At 65.3% G+C, this 16,383-nt stretch carries 20 protein-coding genes; 7 read left to right on the top strand and 13 right to left on the bottom strand.

What is annotated here, in order from left to right; all coding sequences use genetic code 11:
• The first annotated feature begins 90 nt into the window (after positions 1-90).
• On the top strand, positions 91-963 hold the full coding sequence (locus Q0672_RS18805) for a DUF3365 domain-containing protein (protein ID WP_298624716.1): 873 nt from the start codon (positions 91-93) through the stop codon (positions 961-963).
• Between the two features lie 8 nt (positions 964-971).
• Positions 972-2,957, top strand: a complete 1,986-nt coding sequence (locus Q0672_RS18800; RefSeq protein WP_298624715.1) for a protein kinase — start codon at positions 972-974, stop codon at positions 2,955-2,957.
• Between the two features lie 4 nt (positions 2,958-2,961).
• On the opposite strand, the gene Q0672_RS18795 is transcribed toward Q0672_RS18800, so the two are convergent.
• The 6 genes from Q0672_RS18795 to Q0672_RS18770 all read right to left on the bottom strand — a co-directional run bounded on the left by Q0672_RS18795 (position 2,962) and on the right by Q0672_RS18770 (position 6,245).
• Complete coding sequence (locus tag Q0672_RS18795) at positions 2,962-3,624, bottom strand: Hpt domain-containing protein (protein WP_298624714.1); 663 nt, start codon at positions 3,622-3,624, stop codon at positions 2,962-2,964.
• A 94-nt stretch (positions 3,625-3,718) separates the two neighbouring features.
• Complete coding sequence (locus tag Q0672_RS18790; protein ID WP_298624713.1) at positions 3,719-4,153, bottom strand: four-helix bundle copper-binding protein; 435 nt, start codon at positions 4,151-4,153, stop codon at positions 3,719-3,721.
• Between the two features lie 17 nt (positions 4,154-4,170).
• Positions 4,171-4,809 (bottom strand): BON domain-containing protein, encoded by a 639-nt coding sequence (locus Q0672_RS18785; protein ID WP_298624712.1) that lies wholly within the window; start codon positions 4,807-4,809, stop codon positions 4,171-4,173.
• The gene (locus Q0672_RS18780) at positions 4,806-5,399 is read right to left on the bottom strand and encodes a phosphoheptose isomerase (protein WP_298624711.1); all 594 of its coding nucleotides are present in this window, start codon (positions 5,397-5,399) and stop codon (positions 4,806-4,808) included. The genes Q0672_RS18785 and Q0672_RS18780 overlap by 4 nt, the downstream gene beginning before the upstream one ends.
• Before the next feature lie 113 nt (positions 5,400-5,512).
• Positions 5,513-5,887 (bottom strand): HIRAN domain-containing protein, encoded by a 375-nt coding sequence (locus Q0672_RS18775; RefSeq protein WP_298624710.1) that lies wholly within the window; start codon positions 5,885-5,887, stop codon positions 5,513-5,515.
• Positions 5,877-6,245, bottom strand: coding sequence for a YraN family protein (locus tag Q0672_RS18770; RefSeq protein WP_153163224.1), 369 nt, complete (start codon positions 6,243-6,245; stop codon positions 5,877-5,879). Before Q0672_RS18770 ends, Q0672_RS18775 begins: the two co-directional genes overlap by 11 nt.
• A gap of 65 nt (positions 6,246-6,310) precedes the next feature.
• Here Q0672_RS18770 and rsmI point away from each other — a divergent pair, with 65 nt between their 5' ends.
• From rsmI to gpmI, 5 genes are all read left to right on the top strand, one after another.
• Positions 6,311-7,192, top strand: a complete 882-nt coding sequence (rsmI, locus tag Q0672_RS18765) for a 16S rRNA (cytidine(1402)-2'-O)-methyltransferase (RefSeq protein WP_284188390.1) — start codon at positions 6,311-6,313, stop codon at positions 7,190-7,192.
• 59 nt (positions 7,193-7,251) lie between these two features.
• Complete coding sequence (pyrC, locus tag Q0672_RS18760; protein ID WP_298624709.1) at positions 7,252-8,286, top strand: dihydroorotase; 1,035 nt, start codon at positions 7,252-7,254, stop codon at positions 8,284-8,286.
• A gap of 45 nt (positions 8,287-8,331) precedes the next feature.
• On the top strand, positions 8,332-8,754 hold the full coding sequence (locus Q0672_RS18755; protein WP_298624708.1) for a hypothetical protein: 423 nt from the start codon (positions 8,332-8,334) through the stop codon (positions 8,752-8,754).
• Complete coding sequence (locus Q0672_RS18750; RefSeq protein WP_298624707.1) at positions 8,751-9,569, top strand: DUF3025 domain-containing protein; 819 nt, start codon at positions 8,751-8,753, stop codon at positions 9,567-9,569. The genes Q0672_RS18755 and Q0672_RS18750 overlap by 4 nt, the downstream gene beginning before the upstream one ends.
• Before the next feature lie 93 nt (positions 9,570-9,662).
• Entirely contained in the window at positions 9,663-11,303 is a 1,641-nt protein-coding gene (gene gpmI, locus Q0672_RS18745) for a 2,3-bisphosphoglycerate-independent phosphoglycerate mutase (RefSeq protein ID WP_298624706.1), read from the top strand.
• An 83-nt stretch (positions 11,304-11,386) separates the two neighbouring features.
• On the opposite strand, the gene Q0672_RS18740 is transcribed toward gpmI, so the two are convergent.
• From Q0672_RS18740 to Q0672_RS18710, 7 genes are all read right to left on the bottom strand, one after another.
• The gene (locus tag Q0672_RS18740; protein ID WP_298624705.1) at positions 11,387-11,776 is read right to left on the bottom strand and encodes a response regulator; all 390 of its coding nucleotides are present in this window, start codon (positions 11,774-11,776) and stop codon (positions 11,387-11,389) included.
• A 294-nt stretch (positions 11,777-12,070) separates the two neighbouring features.
• Positions 12,071-12,508, bottom strand: coding sequence for a hypothetical protein (locus Q0672_RS18735; RefSeq protein ID WP_298624704.1), 438 nt, complete (start codon positions 12,506-12,508; stop codon positions 12,071-12,073).
• Between the two features lie 102 nt (positions 12,509-12,610).
• A complete protein-coding gene (locus tag Q0672_RS18730; RefSeq protein ID WP_298624703.1) occupies positions 12,611-13,111 on the bottom strand; it encodes a hypothetical protein in 501 nt (166 codons plus the stop codon).
• Between the two features lie 121 nt (positions 13,112-13,232).
• Positions 13,233-13,706 carry a hypothetical protein gene (locus Q0672_RS18725; protein WP_298624702.1) on the bottom strand — a complete coding sequence of 158 codons (474 nt, stop codon included), beginning with the start codon at positions 13,704-13,706 and terminating at the stop codon, positions 13,233-13,235.
• 78 nt (positions 13,707-13,784) lie between these two features.
• Complete coding sequence (locus Q0672_RS18720; protein WP_298624701.1) at positions 13,785-14,327, bottom strand: HEPN domain-containing protein; 543 nt, start codon at positions 14,325-14,327, stop codon at positions 13,785-13,787.
• 168 nt (positions 14,328-14,495) lie between these two features.
• Complete coding sequence (locus tag Q0672_RS18715; RefSeq protein WP_298624700.1) at positions 14,496-14,921, bottom strand: SRPBCC domain-containing protein; 426 nt, start codon at positions 14,919-14,921, stop codon at positions 14,496-14,498.
• Between the two features lie 186 nt (positions 14,922-15,107).
• Positions 15,108-15,476 (bottom strand): hypothetical protein, encoded by a 369-nt coding sequence (locus tag Q0672_RS18710; protein ID WP_298624699.1) that lies wholly within the window; start codon positions 15,474-15,476, stop codon positions 15,108-15,110.
• Positions 15,477-16,383: the final 907 nt, after the last annotated feature.

The raw sequence follows: 16,383 nt of genomic DNA, 5'->3' as shown, positions 1-16,383 counted from the left end.
GAAATCAACGGCAATAACCCGAAACGGGTGCGAGCTGTGCAAGAATAAGACTCATTTGTGGCCCGCCGGGCCTTCGACCGGGAGGCTCCCATGGGGTTGCGTTTCAAGTTCAATCTGGTGCTGCTCGCCGTTTTTCTGGCCGGCTTTGCGGTTGCCGGCTACATCTCCCACGATCTGCTGCACCGCCAGGCCCGCGAGCGCGTGCTCGGCGAGGCGCGGCTGGTGATGGAAGCCGCGCTGGCGATCCGTGGTTACACCGTCGGGCAGGTCAAGCCGCATCTGATCGACCGCATGGAATCCACCTTCCTGCCCCAGACCATCCCCGCCTACGCGGCCACCGAAACCCTGGCCGAGCTCCACAAGAAATACCCCGACTACGACTACAAGGAAGCCACCCTCAACCCCACCAACCCCCGCGACCGGGCGGCGGACTGGGAGGCGGATCTGGTCAATGTCTTCCGCAACCGCGCCGACAGCCGCGAGATCAGCGGCCAGCGCGACACGCCCACCGGCCCGGCGCTCTACATCGCCCACCCGATCCGCATCGAATCGGCAGCCTGCCTCACCTGTCACAGCACGCCGGACGCCGCGCCGGCCAGCATGCTCAAGGTGTATGGCTCGGCCAACGGCTTCGGCTGGAAGCTCGACGAGGTGGTTGGCGCCCAGGTGGTGTCGGTGCCCATGTCGGTGCCGCTGGCCAGCGCCGACCAGGCCTTCCGCACCTTCATGCTGTCGCTGGCGGCGGTGTTCGTCGCGGTGTTCGTGGCCCTCAACCTGATGCTCTCGTGGCTCATCGTGGGGCCGGTGTCGCGCATGTCCGCGGCGGCCGACAAGATCAGCACCGGCGATTTCGACCAGCCCGAGTTCCCCGAGCAGGGGCGTGACGAAGTGGCCGTGCTGGCCAGTTCCTTCAACCGCATGCGCCGCAGTCTCGAGAAGGCCATGCAGATGATCGACGGCTGAGGGCCCAGATGACCGACCAGCCGGTTCTGCCCGAAGGGCACCTGCTCAACGAGTACCGCATCGAGCGGGTGCTCGGCGGCGGGGGCTTTGGCGTCACCTACCTGGCCCACGACACCAACCTGGATTGCCCGGTGGCGATCAAGGAATACCTGCCCAAGGATGCCGCCGTGCGCCGGCCCGACTTTAGCGTTGAGCCCCGCTCCGACGACGCCCGGCGGGCCTTCGACTGGGGCCTGCAGCGCTTCCTGCTCGAATCCCGGGCGCTGGCGAGCTTCCACCACTCGGGCATCGTGCGGGTGCTGCGCTACTTCCTGGCCAACGACACCGCCTACATGGTGATGGCCTACGAGACCGGCCAGCCTCTACAGCGCTGGCTGGTGGGCCGGCTGCCGCTCGACCGGGCGAGCCTGCTGCGCATCGTGCGCCCGCTGCTCGATGGCCTCGAGGCGGTGCATGGCGCCGGCTTTCTGCACCGGGACATCAAGCCCGGCAACATCTACATCCGCGACGACGGCTCGCCGGTGCTGCTGGATTTCGGCTCCGCCCGGCGCGTGGAGGCCGACAACGTGGATCAGTCGCTCACCGCGGTGGTGAGCCCCGGCTTCGCGCCGGCCGAGCAGTATCACCGCCACGGCAAGCAGGGCCCGTGGACCGATCTCTACGCCCTGGCCGGGGTGATGTACTGGATGGTCACCGGCCACCTGCCGATGGAATCCCTCGCCCGCATGCGCGAGGACACCATGCCGGCGGCGGCGCGGATCGGCAACGTGGCGGTGTTCGGCATCGGCCTGCTCAACGCCATCGACTGGGCCCTGAAGCCCGACGAGAACGCCCGCCCGCGGGATGTGGCGGCCTTCCGCCGGGCCTGCCTCGCCCCGCCGGCCGGGGGCGAAGGGCCCGCCGAGCCGCAGCCGGAGGCGCCGTTTCCGCTGGGGTTGTCGGCGGCCGAGGCGCGCACCTTCATCGCCGCGGTGCTGTTCGCCGATGTCACCGGGCCGTTTGGCGACGACGCCCTGCGCACCGAAGGCCGCACGCGGCTGGCCCGGATGCTCACCCAGGCGGTCGCGCCCCTGCCGCCCACCAGCCGGCTGGCCTTGAACACCAAGGAAGGCTGCGCCGTCTGCTACGTGGGCGATCCGGAAGACGCCCTGCGCGCCGCCACCCAGATCGGCGATGCGGCGGCGGGCGAAGGCCTGGGCGTGCAGATGGGCATCAACCTGGGCCCGGTGCGGGTGGCGTCGGACGCCGGCGGGCGCTCGCGCATCCTGGGCGATGGCATCGCCACCGCCTGTCGCGTGATGCGCCTCGCGGAGCCGGGCCGGGTGCTGGTTTCGCGGGCGTACTTCGAGGTGATCCACCACCTCAAGCGCAACGCGGCGGCGTGCTTCCAGAACCTGGGGGTGCGCCGGGATGCCGAGGCGCGCGAGCACGAAGTCTTTGCCTACGCGGGCGAGGGGGGCGTGGCGGGCGGTGTGCCCCTCGATCCGTCGATCCCGCGACCGATGGCCGGCGCCGATCTCACTCCGGCGGTGATCGATGCCGCAGAACGCAGCCTTGCGCTGCACATCGGCCCGATGGCGAAGGTGCTGGTCCGCCGCACCGTGCCACGGGCGGCCAACGGGGCAGAGCTGCACCACCTGCTGGCCGAGATGATTCCCGACCCGGCGCCGCGGGCGGCGTTTCTGGCGGGGGTGACGTCCGGCGAGGTGTTGTCCGGCTCACGGCCGGTGAGCGCCGCCCGACCCGTGTCGATGTCGGCCGGGGGCGCATCGCAGGCGCAGCGCGCGCTTGAAACGCCTGCCGCGGCGCTGGCCGACGACGCTCTGGCGCGGGTCGAGACGCTCTTTGCCCGCTACATCGGGCCGATGGCGAAGGTGCTGGTGAAGCGTGAGGCGAAGGGCGTCGATTCGATCGAGGCCCTGTGCCGGGCGCTGGCCGGGCACATCGACAAGCCGGCCGACCGCCTGCGTTTTCTGGCCGACGCGGGTTTCTGAGGGCTTACGCGGAGGGCGCGGGAAAGCCGTGCTTGTGGCAGGCGGCGATCAGGGCCGCCTCGGCGATCTCGAAATCAAAGCTGCGCAGGGCGTGCTCGATGGCGCGGAAGTCGGTGCCGAAGGCGCAGCCGAGGAGGCCCGCGTGAGTTTCGACCACCCGGATCGCCGCCATGTCGCAATCGATCAGGAGTGGCAGCAGTTCGGCGCAGACGGCAGCGAGCTGATTCCGGTCCACCGGGCCGTGCTGCGGCGCAGGGGCGGGCTCCGGTGGGAGCGTGTCGTCGAGCGCAGCCATCAGCGCCTGCAGTTCGGCGCGGAAGTGCCCCAGGAGGGTTTCCACCTCGGCCCGGGGGCGGGCGTCACGCAGGGCTTGTTCCAGATTCTGGGCAACGGGCTGGAGCCGGTAAGCGCCAAAGGTGCCCGAGAGCCCTTTCACGGTATGGGCGCAGCGCGTTGCTGCAGGGCAGTCTTCGGCGGCAAGGGCGTCGGCGATCACCGTGGCGGCGTTGCGCTCGGTGGCGACGAAATCCCGCAGCAGCGCCAGATACAGCTCGGGATCGCCTTCCATCCGCCGCAGGCCGCTGGCGATGTCGAGGCCGTCGATGGGGCCGGGGAAGCCCGGAATCGGGCTCGCGGACGGCTCGTCTGGCCTGGCGGGTGAAGACATGTCGGGCTCCGTCGGGCGCTTCATGGGAGTGGGGCAGACTCGGTCGGGATCATGGACTTCCCGGTAACCGTTGCGGCGGTGGGGGCACGCCAGGTCAGACGATCATCGTCTTGCAGGCCTTGGCGCATTCTGCGCAGCTTTCCATGCACTCCTTGCAAGGCTTGTGCTTGGCCGCGTGCTTCTTGCATTCGGCTTCGCAGTTCTTGCAGACATCCACGCACAGGGCGGCGAGCCTGGGCGCGAACTTCGATTCGGCGCCCGCCAGGGTGATCAGCGCGCGGCAGCTGGCGAGCATCTCGCGCACGCTGGTGGCACAGGCGGCCATGGCCTTGTCGCCTTCGCCCAGCAGCATGATGCAGTGGGTCAGGCAGATCTCGCCCTTCTCGATGCAGATGCCGGCGGTGTCGAGCACGGCCTGCCACGGGTGAGCGCCTTCGTGGTGATGGTGGCTGTGGTCGTCGGCGGCGACGGCAGTGCCGGCGCTGGCAAGCAGGGCGCCGGTGGCGAAGAGGGCTTCACGACGGTTCATGGTTGTTCTCCCGGAGATTATTTGGTGCTGGAATCGGCGCTGCGGTTGGAGCCGTCGAGGCGGCGCGCTTCTTCTTCGCTGATGTATTCGAACACGCGCACCACCTTCTGTACGCCGTTGGTGCTGCGGGCCACTTCGGTGGCGGCATCGCCTTCGCGCTGGCTCACGAGGCCCAGCAGATAGACCGTGCCGGCTTCGGTGACGACCTTCACGTGGGGGAGGTGAAATTCCTTCTGATCCACGAAGCGGGCCTTCACCTTGGAGCTGATGTAGCTGTCGTTGGTGCGGGCGGTGAGGGTGCTGGTGGGGGCCACGCGCAGCTCATTCACTACTTCGCGGACGTTATCGACCGACGCGGCGAGGCGCCCGGCTTCCTCGCGGGAGGCCTCGTTGAAGGCTTCGCCGGTGAGCAGCAGCTTGCGGTTGAAGGAGGTGGCGTTGACGTGGACCTTGTCGCCCAGGCTGTCGTTGATCCACTTGCCGGCCTTCCACTCGATGCTCTCGTCGTCCACGTAGGCGCCGGAGCTGCGGCGGTCCGCGGTCATCGCCACGGCTACGCCGGCGCCGCCAACGAAGACCGGAATGCAGCCCTGCATGACCGAGGCGGTGCCCAGGGCGAGGAGGAGCGAGGCGAGCAGCTTGCGGGGGAATTTCATTCTTCTACTCCGAGAAAGAGGCAGTCGATGCCGTCACACAGGCAATGGAGGGTGAGCAGGTGGACTTCCTGGATGCGCGCGGTGCGGTCGGCGGGCACGCACAGGTGGATGTCGTCCGGGCCGAGCAGGGCGCCCATCTCGCCGCCGCCCTTGCCGGTGAGCGCGACCACGCGCATCTCGCGCTCGTGGGCGGCGTGGATGGCTTCGATCACGTTGGGCGAGTTGCCGCTGGTGGAGATCGCCAGCAGCACGTCGCCGGGCTGGCCGAGGGCGCGCACCTGCTTAGAGAACACCTGGCTGAAGTCGTAGTCGTTGGCGATGGAGGTGAGCGTGGACGAGTCGGTGGTCAGCGCAAAGGCGGCCAGCGGCGGGCGCTCCATCTCGAAACGGTTGAGCAGTTCGGCCGCGAAGTGCTGGGCGTCGGCGGCCGAGCCGCCGTTGCCGCAGGCGAGGATCTTGCCGTTGGCCATCAGGCTGTGGGTCATCGCCTCGATGGCATGGGCGATGGGTTCGGCCATGAACTCGAGGGCGGACAGCTTGGTGTGGGCGCTGTCGGTAAATTGCTGGGCGATGCGGGCGACGAGATCCATGGGGTATCCGGAAGGCGCGCCAGAGGCCGGCGCATACAGGGCAAGCGATACGGTGAAAGCCGGCGCGATTCTAGCATCCGTGCCGAAATGCGCAGTTGCCGGGAGAAATCCGCTTACAAACCGACATATACGTCGACCCGCACCCGCTTCCAGGGGTTCCGGTCGGTGGTGAGGCGCCCGATGCGCCCGGCGATGGGCGTGCCCCGGTCCATCTCCTCGGCCACGTCGCGGTTGTCGCTGCGGGGCAGGTAGCCGAGCTTGGCGCCGCGCCATTCGATGCGCACCGCGAAGGGGTCGTGGCGGTTGTCGGGCTCGCGTACGAGGGCGAGGCGGTCGCCTTCGCGCATCTCGTCCCACAGGATCTTGCCGCCGTAGTACTGGAAGCCGGCGAGCGGCGAGCTCTGCACCAGGATGCGCATCTGCTGGGCACTGGCCGGGGCGGCGAGGGCGCACGCCAGAGTCGCCGTACACAAGATTTCACGAAGCATCGAAGGCCCCGCGAATCCACTCGATGCGGGCGGCGTCGAGGCCGTCGAGGAGGATCGCGTCGAAGCGGCAGGCCCGGTTGGCGTGGCGTCGGCCGTCACCGGCCAGCCAGTGCTGGGCGGCGAGGATCACCCGCTGCTGCTTGCTGGCGGTGATGCTGGCCGCCGCGCCGCCAAAGCGGCCGTTCTTGCGCAGGCGCACCTCGGCAAACACCAGGCTGCGGCCGTCGTCGGCGATCAGGTCCACCTCGCCGCCGCGGCAGCGCACGTTGCGGGCAATGATCGTGAAGCCGTGGCGTTCCAGGTGCCGGGCCGCCAGCGCCTCGGCGGCCGCGCCGTCCCGCAGGTGGGCGGCTTGCATCGGCGCGCCGTCGCGCCCACAATCGCCCTCCGCCGATATTTCCTGCGACGCGCGTCGCGCCCGCCATGCATCCCACACTGCCGGAATCTCCGCTTGCCAAGACGCCGTCATTGTATGTGGTGGCCACCCCGCTGGGGAACATGAATGACATGGGCTTGCGTGCGCTGGCCGTGCTCAAGGCCGTCGACGCCATCGCCGCCGAGGACACCCGGCACAGCCAGCGCCTCCTCGACGCCTTCGGCATCACCACCCGCCTCGTCGCGCTCCACGAGCACAACGAGCAGGCCGCCGCCAGTCTGGTCATCCGGATGCTCGAAGAGGGCAAGCACGTGGCGCTGATCACCGATGCCGGCACGCCGGCGGTGTCCGATCCCGGCGCGCGGGCCGTGGCGCGGGTGCAGGAGGCCGGTCATCCGGTGGTGCCGGTGCCCGGTGCCTGCGCGGCGATCGCGGCGCTTTCGGCCTCGGGCCTGGCGGATGGGCAGTTCCATTTTCATGGATTCCTGCCCACCAAGTCGGCGGGTCGCAAGGCCGCGCTGGAAACCCTGCGCAGCGTGCCCGGCACGCTGGTGTTCTACGAAGCGCCCCACCGTATCGCCGAGACCCTCGCCGACATCGCCGCAACCCTCGAGCCGACCCGCCAGATCGTCGTTGCCCGGGAAATCACCAAGCTCTTCGAGCAGATCGTGCGGATGCCGCTCGCCGATGCGCCCGGCTGGCTGGCCGAAGATCCGAACCGCTCCCGCGGCGAGTTCGTGCTGCTGGTCTCCGCCGCCCCGCCGACCGAAGGGCTGTCGCCCGAAGCCGAGCGGGTGCTGGGCCTGCTGATGGCCGAGCTGCCCCTCAAGACGGCGGCGCGCCTCGCCGCCGAGATCACCGGCGCCCCGAAGAACGACCTCTACGCCCACGGACTGCGCGTCAAATCGAGCGCCGACGATGGGGAATGATGTCGTCGGGCTGCTAAAATGCCTCAACTGTTAAATATTGATTCTTTGGACGGACGCTCATGTCGACCCTGACCCTCACCCGCCCCGACGACTGGCATCTGCACGTGCGTGACGGCGAAGCCCTCGCCGCCGTCGTGCCGGATACCGCCCGCCGCTTCGGCCGGGCGCTGATCATGCCCAACCTGCGTCCCCCGGTCACCACCGTCGACCAGGCCGCCGCCTACCGTGATCGCATCCTCGCCGCGGTGCCCGCAGGGCTCAAGTTCGACCCGCTGATGACGTTGTACCTCACCGACACCCTCAAGCCCGAGGAGATCGACAAGGCCGCCGACAGCGGCTTCGTGGTCGCCGCCAAGCTCTACCCGGCCGGCGCCACCACCAACTCGGACGCCGGTGTCACCGACATCGCCCGCATCTACCCCGTGCTAGAGCGGATGGCGGAGCGGGGCATCGTTCTCTGTGTTCATGGCGAGGTAACCCATGCTGACGTTGATATCTTTGATCGCGAGCGCGTCTTTATCGATCGCGTACTGGCGCCGGTTGCAGCGCGCTACCCGTCCCTGCGCATTGTCTTCGAGCACATCACCACGTCCGAAGCGGCGCAGTTCGTGACCGAAGCGGGGCCGAACGTGGGTGCCACCATCACCGCCCACCACCTGCTCTACAACCGCAACGCCATCTTCACCGGTGGCTTGCGTCCGCATTACTACTGCCTGCCCGTGCTCAAGCGCGAAACCCACCGGGAGGCGCTGGTCCGCGTGGCCACCTCCGGCAGCCCCAAATTCTTCCTCGGCACCGATTCGGCGCCCCACGCCAAGAGCACCAAGGAAGCCGCCTGCGGCTGCGCGGGCTGTTACACCGCCCACGCCGGCATCGAGTTGTATGCCGAAGCCTTCGAGCAGGCCGGTGCCCTCGACAAGCTCGAGGCCTTCGCCAGCTTCAACGGCCCCGATTTCTACCGCCTGCCCCGCAACACCGACCGGATCACCCTGGTCAAGGAAAGCTGGGGCGTGCCCGCCGCGGTCGATTACCTGCCCGGCGATCCGCTGGTCCCGCTGCGTGGCGGCGAAACCATCGGCTGGAAACTGAGCTGACCCTATCCCCCTGACTTGACGATGCGCCCGACCTTGAAGCGACTGTTGATCCTTGCCCTCCTGCCGCTGCTTACAGCCTGCGAATATGAGGGCGCAGCCTTTCTCATCGACGGTCGTGACCAGTCGATTTCCCTCGTCCGCGAGCAGCAATTCTTCTGGAACGACGAGGTCAGCCAGGCCATCGTCGTCTCCCGGATGCCCACCTGCCTGCGCCGTTACAGCATCAAATCCGGCGTGGCAGGCAGCGTGAAGATGGAAGTCTTCGAGGCGGGCGACATGCTGTGGGCGCTCAAGCAGGGCAAGAACTGGTATCTCGCCGGCACCGAACGCTGCGAGCTGCAGGTCTGGAAGGACGCCCCCGCCGAGCCGCCTGGCCGGCTGGTCGGCACCTTCACCCGCAAGGCCGACCGCCTGCAGTTCGTCGCCGCCGACAAGCCCGCCACGCCGATCAAGCCTGCCGGCGAATGAGCCCGGCGGCGCTGGCCGGCCTCCCGCTGTTCGAATCCATCACCGGGCTGCTCGCCCGGTTTCCGTTTCCGCAACTGCCCGATGCAGCGGCGCTCAGCGCGTTGCTCTCCGAAGTCGCCCCCGACGCCCGCGCGGGCTCCGGCCTGCCGATCCGCTTCACGCTCCCGCCGGCTGGCGACATCGCCTACGAGCAGCACATCCACGCCACCGGCCAGGTGCCCACCCGCGCCGACGACTGGCACGACTTCTTCAATGCGCTGGCGTGGTGCGTCTGGCCGACGAGCAAGGCGGCCTGCAACGGGCTGCACCTGCGTGAGCAGCAGGCTCGCCACGGCGCCGGCCTGCCCGGACGCGGCCCGTTGCGCGATGCGCTCACCCAGTTCGACGAATGCGGCATCGTCGTCGTGTCGTCCGACCCGGCCATCCCCGCGCTCCTGGCCCGCCACGAATGGGAGGCCGCCTTCTGGCAACATCGCCAGCGGATCGCCGACACCACCCGCTTCCTCATCTTCGGCCACGGCAGCTGGGACCAGCTCCGCGCGCCCTTCGTCGGCCTGTGCGCCAAGGCGCTGTATCGCGTGGTCGAGCCCGGCTGGCTGGATTTGCCCGATGCCGATCGCCAGCGCGAGACCGACGTCTGGCTGGCGGATCGCCTCACCCGCCAACCTTTCGGCAAGGCCGATCTCTTCCCGCTGCCGCTGCTCGGTGTGCCCGGCGTGACGCCCGCCAGCGAATCGCCCGACTACTACCGCGACACCCGCCAGTTCCGCCCGCTCCGTGCTGCGCATCGCGGCGACATGCACACAAGGCTGTAAGCGCCCCGCGATTTGCGGGAAAATAGCGGGCTTGCCGGATGCCGTCCGGGTGTGCCCGCGCACCGGCCCCGAATTCAATCTCCAGGAACCGCCATGCTGCAGAAATTCTCCGCCTTCCCCGGCGTCGCCGGCCCCGTCGTCGTCATCGTGATGGACGGCTACGGCATCCCCAAGAACGACGCCGGCAGCGCCATCGCCGCCGCCCGCAAGCCGACCCTCGACAAGCTCTTCGCCGAATGCCCGCACATCACCCTGCGTGCCCACGGCACCGCGGTCGGCATGCCGTCGGATGACGACATGGGCAATTCGGAAGTCGGCCACAACGCCATCGGCGCCGGCCAGGTGTATGCCCAGGGCGCCGCGCTGGTGGCCAACGCGATCGCCGACGGCGCCATCTGGGCGGGCGAGGCGTGGAAGGAGATCGTGGCGGGCGCCAAGGCCGGCCGGGGCGTCATCCACTTCATCGGCCTGTTCTCCGACGGCAATGTGCACAGCCACATCGACCACCTCAAGGCGATGGTCGCCCAGGCCAAGGTCGAAGGCGTGAAGACGGTGCGCATCCACGCCTTGCTCGACGGTCGCGACGTGCCCGAAACCAGCGCCCTCGACTACGTGGTGCCCTTCGAGGCCTTCCTGGCCGAGGTGAGCACCGACGGCTTCGATGCCCGCATCGCCTCCGGCGGCGGCCGCCAGTACATCACCATGGACCGCTACGACGCCAACTGGCCGATGGTCGAGAAGGGCTGGAAGACCCACGTGCTGGGCGAAGGCCCGCAATTCGCCAACGCCACCGAAGCCGTGAACGGCCTGCGTGAGAAGAACCCCGGCACCATCGACCAGGATCTGCCCGAGTTCGTGATCGCCGAGGGTGGCAAGCCCATCGGCACGATTGAAGATGGCGATTCCGTCGTCTTCTACAACTTCCGCGGCGACCGGGCCATCGAGATCACCCGCGCCTTCGTCGAGGCCGATTTCGACAAGTTCGACCGCGTGCGCGCGCCCAAGGTCACCTACGCCGGCATGCTGCAATACGACGGCGACCTGCAGCTGCCCAAGCGCTTCCTGGTTGCCCCGCCGGCCATCAAAGATACGTCCGGCGAGTGGTTCAGCAAGATGGGCCTCGCCCAGTTCGCCTGCTCCGAAACCCAGAAGTTCGGCCACGTCACCTACTTCTGGAACGGCAACCGCTCCGGCAAGTTTGATGGCGAGACCTGGCAGGAAGTCCCGAGCGACGTGGTGCCCTTCGAGCAGCGTCCGTGGATGAAGGCCGCCGAGATCGCCGACGCGATGATCGCCGCGGTCAAGTCCGGCCAGTACAAGGTGCTCCGCTGCAACTTCGCCAACGGCGACATGGTCGGCCACACCGGCAACTTCCGCGCCGCCACCATGGCCGTCGAAGCCGTCGATCTGGCCCTCGCGCGTCTCCTGCCCGCCATCGAGGCGGCCGGCGGCGTGGCCCTCATCACCGCCGACCACGGCAACGCCGACGAGATGTTCGAGCTCGACAAAAAGACCAAGCAGCCCGCCCAGAACAAGGACGGCAGCTTCAAGGCCAAGACGGCGCACACCCTCAACCCGGTGCCGTTGGTGCTGTTCGACAAGGTGACCGGCGGCAAGCTGGGCCTCAAGCAGACGGAAACCGCCGGCCTCTCCAACATCGCCGCCACCGTCGCCAATCTGGTCGGGCTCGAGAAGCACGCCAAGTGGGACGTCAGCGTGCTTGAAGTGAAGTAAGCCGGATCGGCCGCAGTCTGGCCACAAAGTGCAAAGGGCGCGTACCGCAGGGTGCGCGCCCTTTGTCTTTCAGCCTGCCACGCCTACGCGGCGCTCTTCGAGCCCGGCGGAAACAGCCTGCCCAGCACCGCCATCAGCGCCGCCGGCTTGAAGGGCTTGATGAGGTAGCCGTTCACCCCCAGGTCGCGCAGTTCCATCACCCGCCCGGGGTCGTTCTCGGCGGTCACCATGATGATGGGCAGTTTCGTGTCGGTGGCGCGGATGCGCTGGACGAGCTCGCTGCCGTTCATTTCCGGCATGTTCCAGTCGCTCAGCACCAGATCGAACTGCTTCTTCGAGAGCAGATCGAGCGCAGCCTGCCCGTTGCCTGCGCCATAGGCCTCGTAGCCCTCGCTCTTCAGCAGCGCCATCACGACACTCCGTATGGACGCCATGTCATCAACCACCAGAACGCGTCGCGCTGCCTTGTTCATGCAACTGGCTCCCGTCGGCTAAGTCTCATCTCCCCGCTGCGCCCGGTGCCAGCCGTTGATCCCGATCCACAGCACGAAGACCAGCACCCACAGGCCGCACACCGCATCCGTCAAAGGTTTGCCAAAAGGCCCACCTTCAACGGCACCTAAACTCCAATAGCGGCTGCGGCCACGATGATCTTGAACCGCATGCCAGCCGTGGATCGCGGCGCCTTCTTTCTGGTGCGCGCCCTCTGTGCCCTGCGCCGTGTTTCCACCCGCCCACGTCAGCCCTCTACCGGCATCTGCGAAACGCTATTTCTGCAACTTCAAACTGAGCAAAAAGTGCATGGCCACACCACAGGCAACCGCAAGGAAGGCGCAGATGAATGCTGGAATCAAGAACAGAATGGAGAAAATGGTGACGGCTGCCTTATTTGCCAAAATCTCGGTGCTTTCGCCAAAAATGAACAGGAAAATTCTTGAGGTGGCCGATATGGAGCCGACCAGAATCACGAAACAGACAAATCTGGCGATGAAAACAGCCGACACAGAGGCGGCATTCGACTTGATCTTGAGAAATGTAATCTTCTGGGAGAAAAACGAGATGGCAACAACCAGAAGGATGGAGAGTGCAAACGAGAAGAGCAGGAAGGCGTCGGGCCAAAAAATCACTTCAAGCAGCGGGGATCGTGAGGCAAGTGGTTCGACGTTCGTTCCAAAGATTATTTGTTTTATGTCGTCCAGACTCACGCCAGTTTCCTTCGCTGCAAGTGTTCCCGATATCGATGTTGCCCGATGGCTTGTCGGCCGCGCTGCCGTTGCGCTGCGTCGGGCAACCCGACATCCGCCAGCCTAAGCCGCATCTCCCCGCCGCGCCCAGCGCCAGCCGCTGATCCCGACCCACAACACGAAGACCAGCACCCACAGGCCAAACACCGCATCCGCCAAGGGTTTGCCGAGCAGGGCCGCAAAGCCCACCTTCAACGGCACCCCAAGCCCGATAGCGGCTGCAGCCACAACGATCTTGAACAGCAGGCCGCCCGTGGATGGCTGCGCCTTGTTCCGGGTGAGCGCCCGTCGTGCCCTGCGCTGCGCCTCCACCGCATCCAGATCCGCCTCCACCCGCATCGGCCCATCTCGAAAGGTGGCCCACGCCAGATACCCGAAGAGCACGCACACCACCACGAAAAACACCGTCATCAGGCTGAACTGGATCGGCGACGCGCTGAAGAAGACCCGCGTCGACTTCGCACCATGGTATTGCCCGCTCGCCAGCCCCTCGACGAGCATCTTGGCCGAGCCGAGGGAGAAGAGGGCGGAGCAGAGGAGGACGGCGAGGTAGCGGAGGGGCATGGGGGAGCGGTTGAGGGTGCTTTCGACCCAAAGGCGACGGTCAGGGCTATGTAAAACGGGCCTTCAACGTGGTATTGAGGCGCCTGCGCGGCATTTTGCGGAGGTCACCTTGAATGCACGGTTAAGGCTCATTGCTTACCTTTTCACTTGATTTGCTAGCCTGACTACTCTTGACTTGGGTGGCCCCCACCTCTGGTACGGCGGGTTTTACAACGGACGAGACGGGGGATATTTGAGAAACCGTATTTTGTTGAACGGGGCAATCGCATGCAAATTGGGGCAGAGTCTCGGGCTTTTGTAGGAAGGATGTTAAAAATGCTCCACCAACAACACCAACGAGGCCGGCGACAGTTGCGATATAGCCAGGCCGCGCTTGAATACGCGCCAGACGTTCGGAGAGCATGTGTTCGGCAACGATCAGCTTTTCGGCTTCGCCAGCAAGGTTTCGGATACGGGCCTCGTTGATAACTTTAGCGAGTTGCCATACATCCATACGTCGAAGTTGCTTTTCTTCATCGGTCCAGTGGCACCACCAGTAGGCGTACTTATTCCTGGCGAAGAAGCCCTTGAGTCGGTCAATTAACTTAGTGCGCATGGGATGATGAGCCTTGCCCGGCGCTACATGGCATTAGTTGTACAGCATCCGAAGACAAAACATGGCGCGGTCACCGGCCTAAAGATTGTTGTCAACATAGGTGTCAGTAGCCTTTACGATATCTTTGATAAAGCGAATCACTTTTTCCAGTTCGTCGCGTTTGATTAAATGCGCAACGGGAGAACCGTTGTTTATGGGCTTGGATCGGTGCACTGCATCACCGCGTTTGCCTATCCAACTATTCAATGTGCTTCTCGCTTTTTCAGGCTCATAGTTAGCCCATGACCATCCTTCGGTGACATCAAGACCTAGGTACTCTTGAAATATGCGTTTTGTTTTGTCCGAGCTTGGGTTGTGGAATTGCTTAAGATCGGTTTGCAGTTTTTTCAGGACAAAATCACCGACGTAGCTGCCTGCGACCACAGCAAGTTTCTTGTTCATTTCTTCGAGTAGCCGATCCTCGACGTAGGTTTCCCAGGCAGTTAGGGCCATAACCAAGCCGGCACGTTTCAGTACTTCGGCATTTGCAGGCGGTGGATTTGTATTGATAGCGTCGAAGTGGGCGAGTAGTTCTTCCGCATCCTTGATGCCGTACTCAAAACTCTGGTATGCGCGGGACATGAGAGTCTCTAAGTTAAAAAAGATCGCATTATTGCTGCAAAAGCTGACTTGGTGCTATTCAATGTTAGGCAACCGCTTTATGCCAACGACTGCTTTGGATCAATGATCCGTACAGCCGTATCTGACCGACAACAGCCCAAATCTAAACTGCCAACAGTCAGCAGCATCTCACCCAACCGTCCCTACTTCCACCCCCAACCGATCCAGATTCTCCTCATTCGCCGGCTTCACGATGTGGGCGACGGCTTCGGCGATGCGGGTGTCGGCGAAGGTCTGATCCCAGTGGAGCGTGGTGCCGTCGCCGGTGGGTTCGAGGGTGATGGCGAGCCGGAAGAAGGGCGCGCAGGTGTGCTGGATCACCACACGGCGTTCGGGTTCGATGTGCTCGAAGCGGGACTCGTTAGGATGGACCGTGCCGTCCGGCCCGATCATGTCGAAGCGCCATTCGCCGCCGGGCTGGAAGTCGAAGGCGTGGAAGCGGTTGCTGAAACCCAGCGGCCCCCACCATCGGACGAGGCGTTCGGGGTTGCGGATGGCCTCGAAGAGGGTGGCTGGCGAAGCGGCGAAATAGCGGGTGGTGCTGAAGGTGGTCATGGCTTTGCGTCGCCTCCGGGTGTGGGCTGTCGAGCGGGGTGTGCAATCCAACTATAGCGATTGCCACCGTGGCGTGTCAGATGGTCGAGCGGCTGAAAGCGTATTGGCAGGAGGGGCGGCGCAGGCCGCCATCTGCAATTGCCTGCCCGGCAGTCGTGCTGTGCTCCCGGGCCATGCAACAGCCCATCAGCCCTTGTCGGCAGCCTTGGCTGCGCGCTTGGGGCGGTTGCGGTCGGATTTCTTCTTCATGCCCAGCGCGACGATCTGGTCGGAGTCGGGCCCGAAGAGGACGATGGCTTCGTCCTTCGCGCCCAGAGCGATCTTGTGGACGGTGCTGCGCTCATTGAGGAGGGCGCTGCGGGCGGCGGCAACGGCATTTTCAGCGTGGATGAGGGCGGTTTCGAACTCGCTCATCCGCTGTAGCGCCGCCATTGCGGATTCGAGGCTGTAGGCGGGGTTGTGCGGGGTGTAGCCATCGATGCCGCTGAGGGCGCGCAGGGTCTCGATGTCGGCGTCGAGGATGGATTGGGGGATGCGTTTCGGGGTGGCGCTCACCGCTGTCTCCTATGGGCTGTGTGAATAAAGATACAGTTTGCGCGATATTATCATTGGATATGTGGTATGGGAATATTGCGAATGCATTGCGGGTGGGTTTTGCGGTGCGTCGATGTTCTGCCGACAGCACCCTTGTGGGCGGGTGCGTAGCTGGAAGCGGGCAGATTGCGTGCTTTGTGCGGGTGGGTGGATATGCTTGCACAGCGCCTGTAGATCGATGTGCACGGTGTGTTGATGATCTACACGAGGGTGTAGATCGATGTTCGCCGGGTGTAGATCGATGTTCACGAGGTGTATTCGATCTACACCCGCCTGTATTCGATTGTTCACGACGTGTAGATCATCAACACCAGCGTGATGAACGATTCACACCCGTGAATGAAGCATTCGCAGCCCTGAGTGATGTGTTGCAGGGTGGTGGGTTGATACCTCGGTGGATCGATCTGTAGGTCGGACTTCAGTCCGACAACGCCCCTGGCCTCCTCGACCATCGTGTCGGACTGAAGTCCGACCTACAGGGGGTTGGCGCTGGTTTCATGCACCAATCCGGGGCTTGCTGCACCGCAGTAGGGCTGATTTTTGCCCTCGAACCCCCGGTTTTCCGCGAAAAACCGCCTGGCACGATGCCTGCTATGTGGTTGTTGCCCGCTGGCAGTGTCGTCGCGGGCGGTATTGCCTCCGCCAACGACGGCGGGACCCGAGAGAGTGGGGCGCGTGTGCGTCTGCAACCTCGTTGTTCCAACCCGACTTTGATCCGCGTTCCGCGGGGGCCGTGATGTCTGCGCCGCTCATCTCCCGAGCACTGGCAAGGATGTCCTGGATGTCCCCCGGCAGGGGCAGGACGTGCAGGATTCATCATGAAAATCATTGTTGTCGGCCACGGCATGGTGGGCCACAAGTTCCTCGA

It is taken from the genome of uncultured Zoogloea sp., from assembly GCF_937894855.1.
Lineage (GTDB): Bacteria > Pseudomonadota > Gammaproteobacteria > Burkholderiales > Rhodocyclaceae > Zoogloea > Zoogloea oryzae.
Note: the sequence above shows the minus strand (reverse complement) of the source record. Positions and strands in the feature narration are given on the sequence as shown.

Excerpts from the sequence above, each read along its gene's own strand:
- rsmI (WP_284188390.1), top strand. The coding sequence starts at position 6,311 with ATGCATCCCACACTGCCGGAATCTCCGCTTGCCAAGACGCCGTCATTG.
- Q0672_RS18800 (WP_298624715.1), top strand. The coding sequence starts at position 972 with ATGACCGACCAGCCGGTTCTGCCCGAAGGGCACCTGCTCAACGAGTAC.
- Q0672_RS18725 (WP_298624702.1), bottom strand. The coding sequence starts at position 13,706 with ATGCGCACTAAGTTAATTGACCGACTCAAGGGCTTCTTCGCCAGGAAT.
- Q0672_RS18790 (WP_298624713.1), bottom strand. The coding sequence starts at position 4,153 with ATGAACCGTCGTGAAGCCCTCTTCGCCACCGGCGCCCTGCTTGCCAGC.
- pyrC (WP_298624709.1), top strand. The coding sequence starts at position 7,252 with ATGTCGACCCTGACCCTCACCCGCCCCGACGACTGGCATCTGCACGTG.
- Q0672_RS18715 (WP_298624700.1), bottom strand. The coding sequence starts at position 14,921 with ATGACCACCTTCAGCACCACCCGCTATTTCGCCGCTTCGCCAGCCACC.
- Q0672_RS18795 (WP_298624714.1), bottom strand. The coding sequence starts at position 3,624 with ATGTCTTCACCCGCCAGGCCAGACGAGCCGTCCGCGAGCCCGATTCCG.
- Q0672_RS18720 (WP_298624701.1), bottom strand. The coding sequence starts at position 14,327 with ATGTCCCGCGCATACCAGAGTTTTGAGTACGGCATCAAGGATGCGGAA.
- gpmI (WP_298624706.1), top strand. The coding sequence starts at position 9,663 with ATGCTGCAGAAATTCTCCGCCTTCCCCGGCGTCGCCGGCCCCGTCGTC.
- Q0672_RS18730 (WP_298624703.1), bottom strand. The coding sequence starts at position 13,111 with ATGCCCCTCCGCTACCTCGCCGTCCTCCTCTGCTCCGCCCTCTTCTCC.
- Q0672_RS18805 (WP_298624716.1), top strand. The coding sequence starts at position 91 with ATGGGGTTGCGTTTCAAGTTCAATCTGGTGCTGCTCGCCGTTTTTCTG.
- Q0672_RS18775 (WP_298624710.1), bottom strand. The coding sequence starts at position 5,887 with ATGCTTCGTGAAATCTTGTGTACGGCGACTCTGGCGTGCGCCCTCGCC.
- Q0672_RS18740 (WP_298624705.1), bottom strand. The coding sequence starts at position 11,776 with ATGAACAAGGCAGCGCGACGCGTTCTGGTGGTTGATGACATGGCGTCC.
- Q0672_RS18750 (WP_298624707.1), top strand. The coding sequence starts at position 8,751 with ATGAGCCCGGCGGCGCTGGCCGGCCTCCCGCTGTTCGAATCCATCACC.
- Q0672_RS18780 (WP_298624711.1), bottom strand. The coding sequence starts at position 5,399 with ATGGATCTCGTCGCCCGCATCGCCCAGCAATTTACCGACAGCGCCCAC.
- Q0672_RS18770 (WP_153163224.1), bottom strand. The coding sequence starts at position 6,245 with ATGCAAGCCGCCCACCTGCGGGACGGCGCGGCCGCCGAGGCGCTGGCG.
- Q0672_RS18785 (WP_298624712.1), bottom strand. The coding sequence starts at position 4,809 with ATGAAATTCCCCCGCAAGCTGCTCGCCTCGCTCCTCCTCGCCCTGGGC.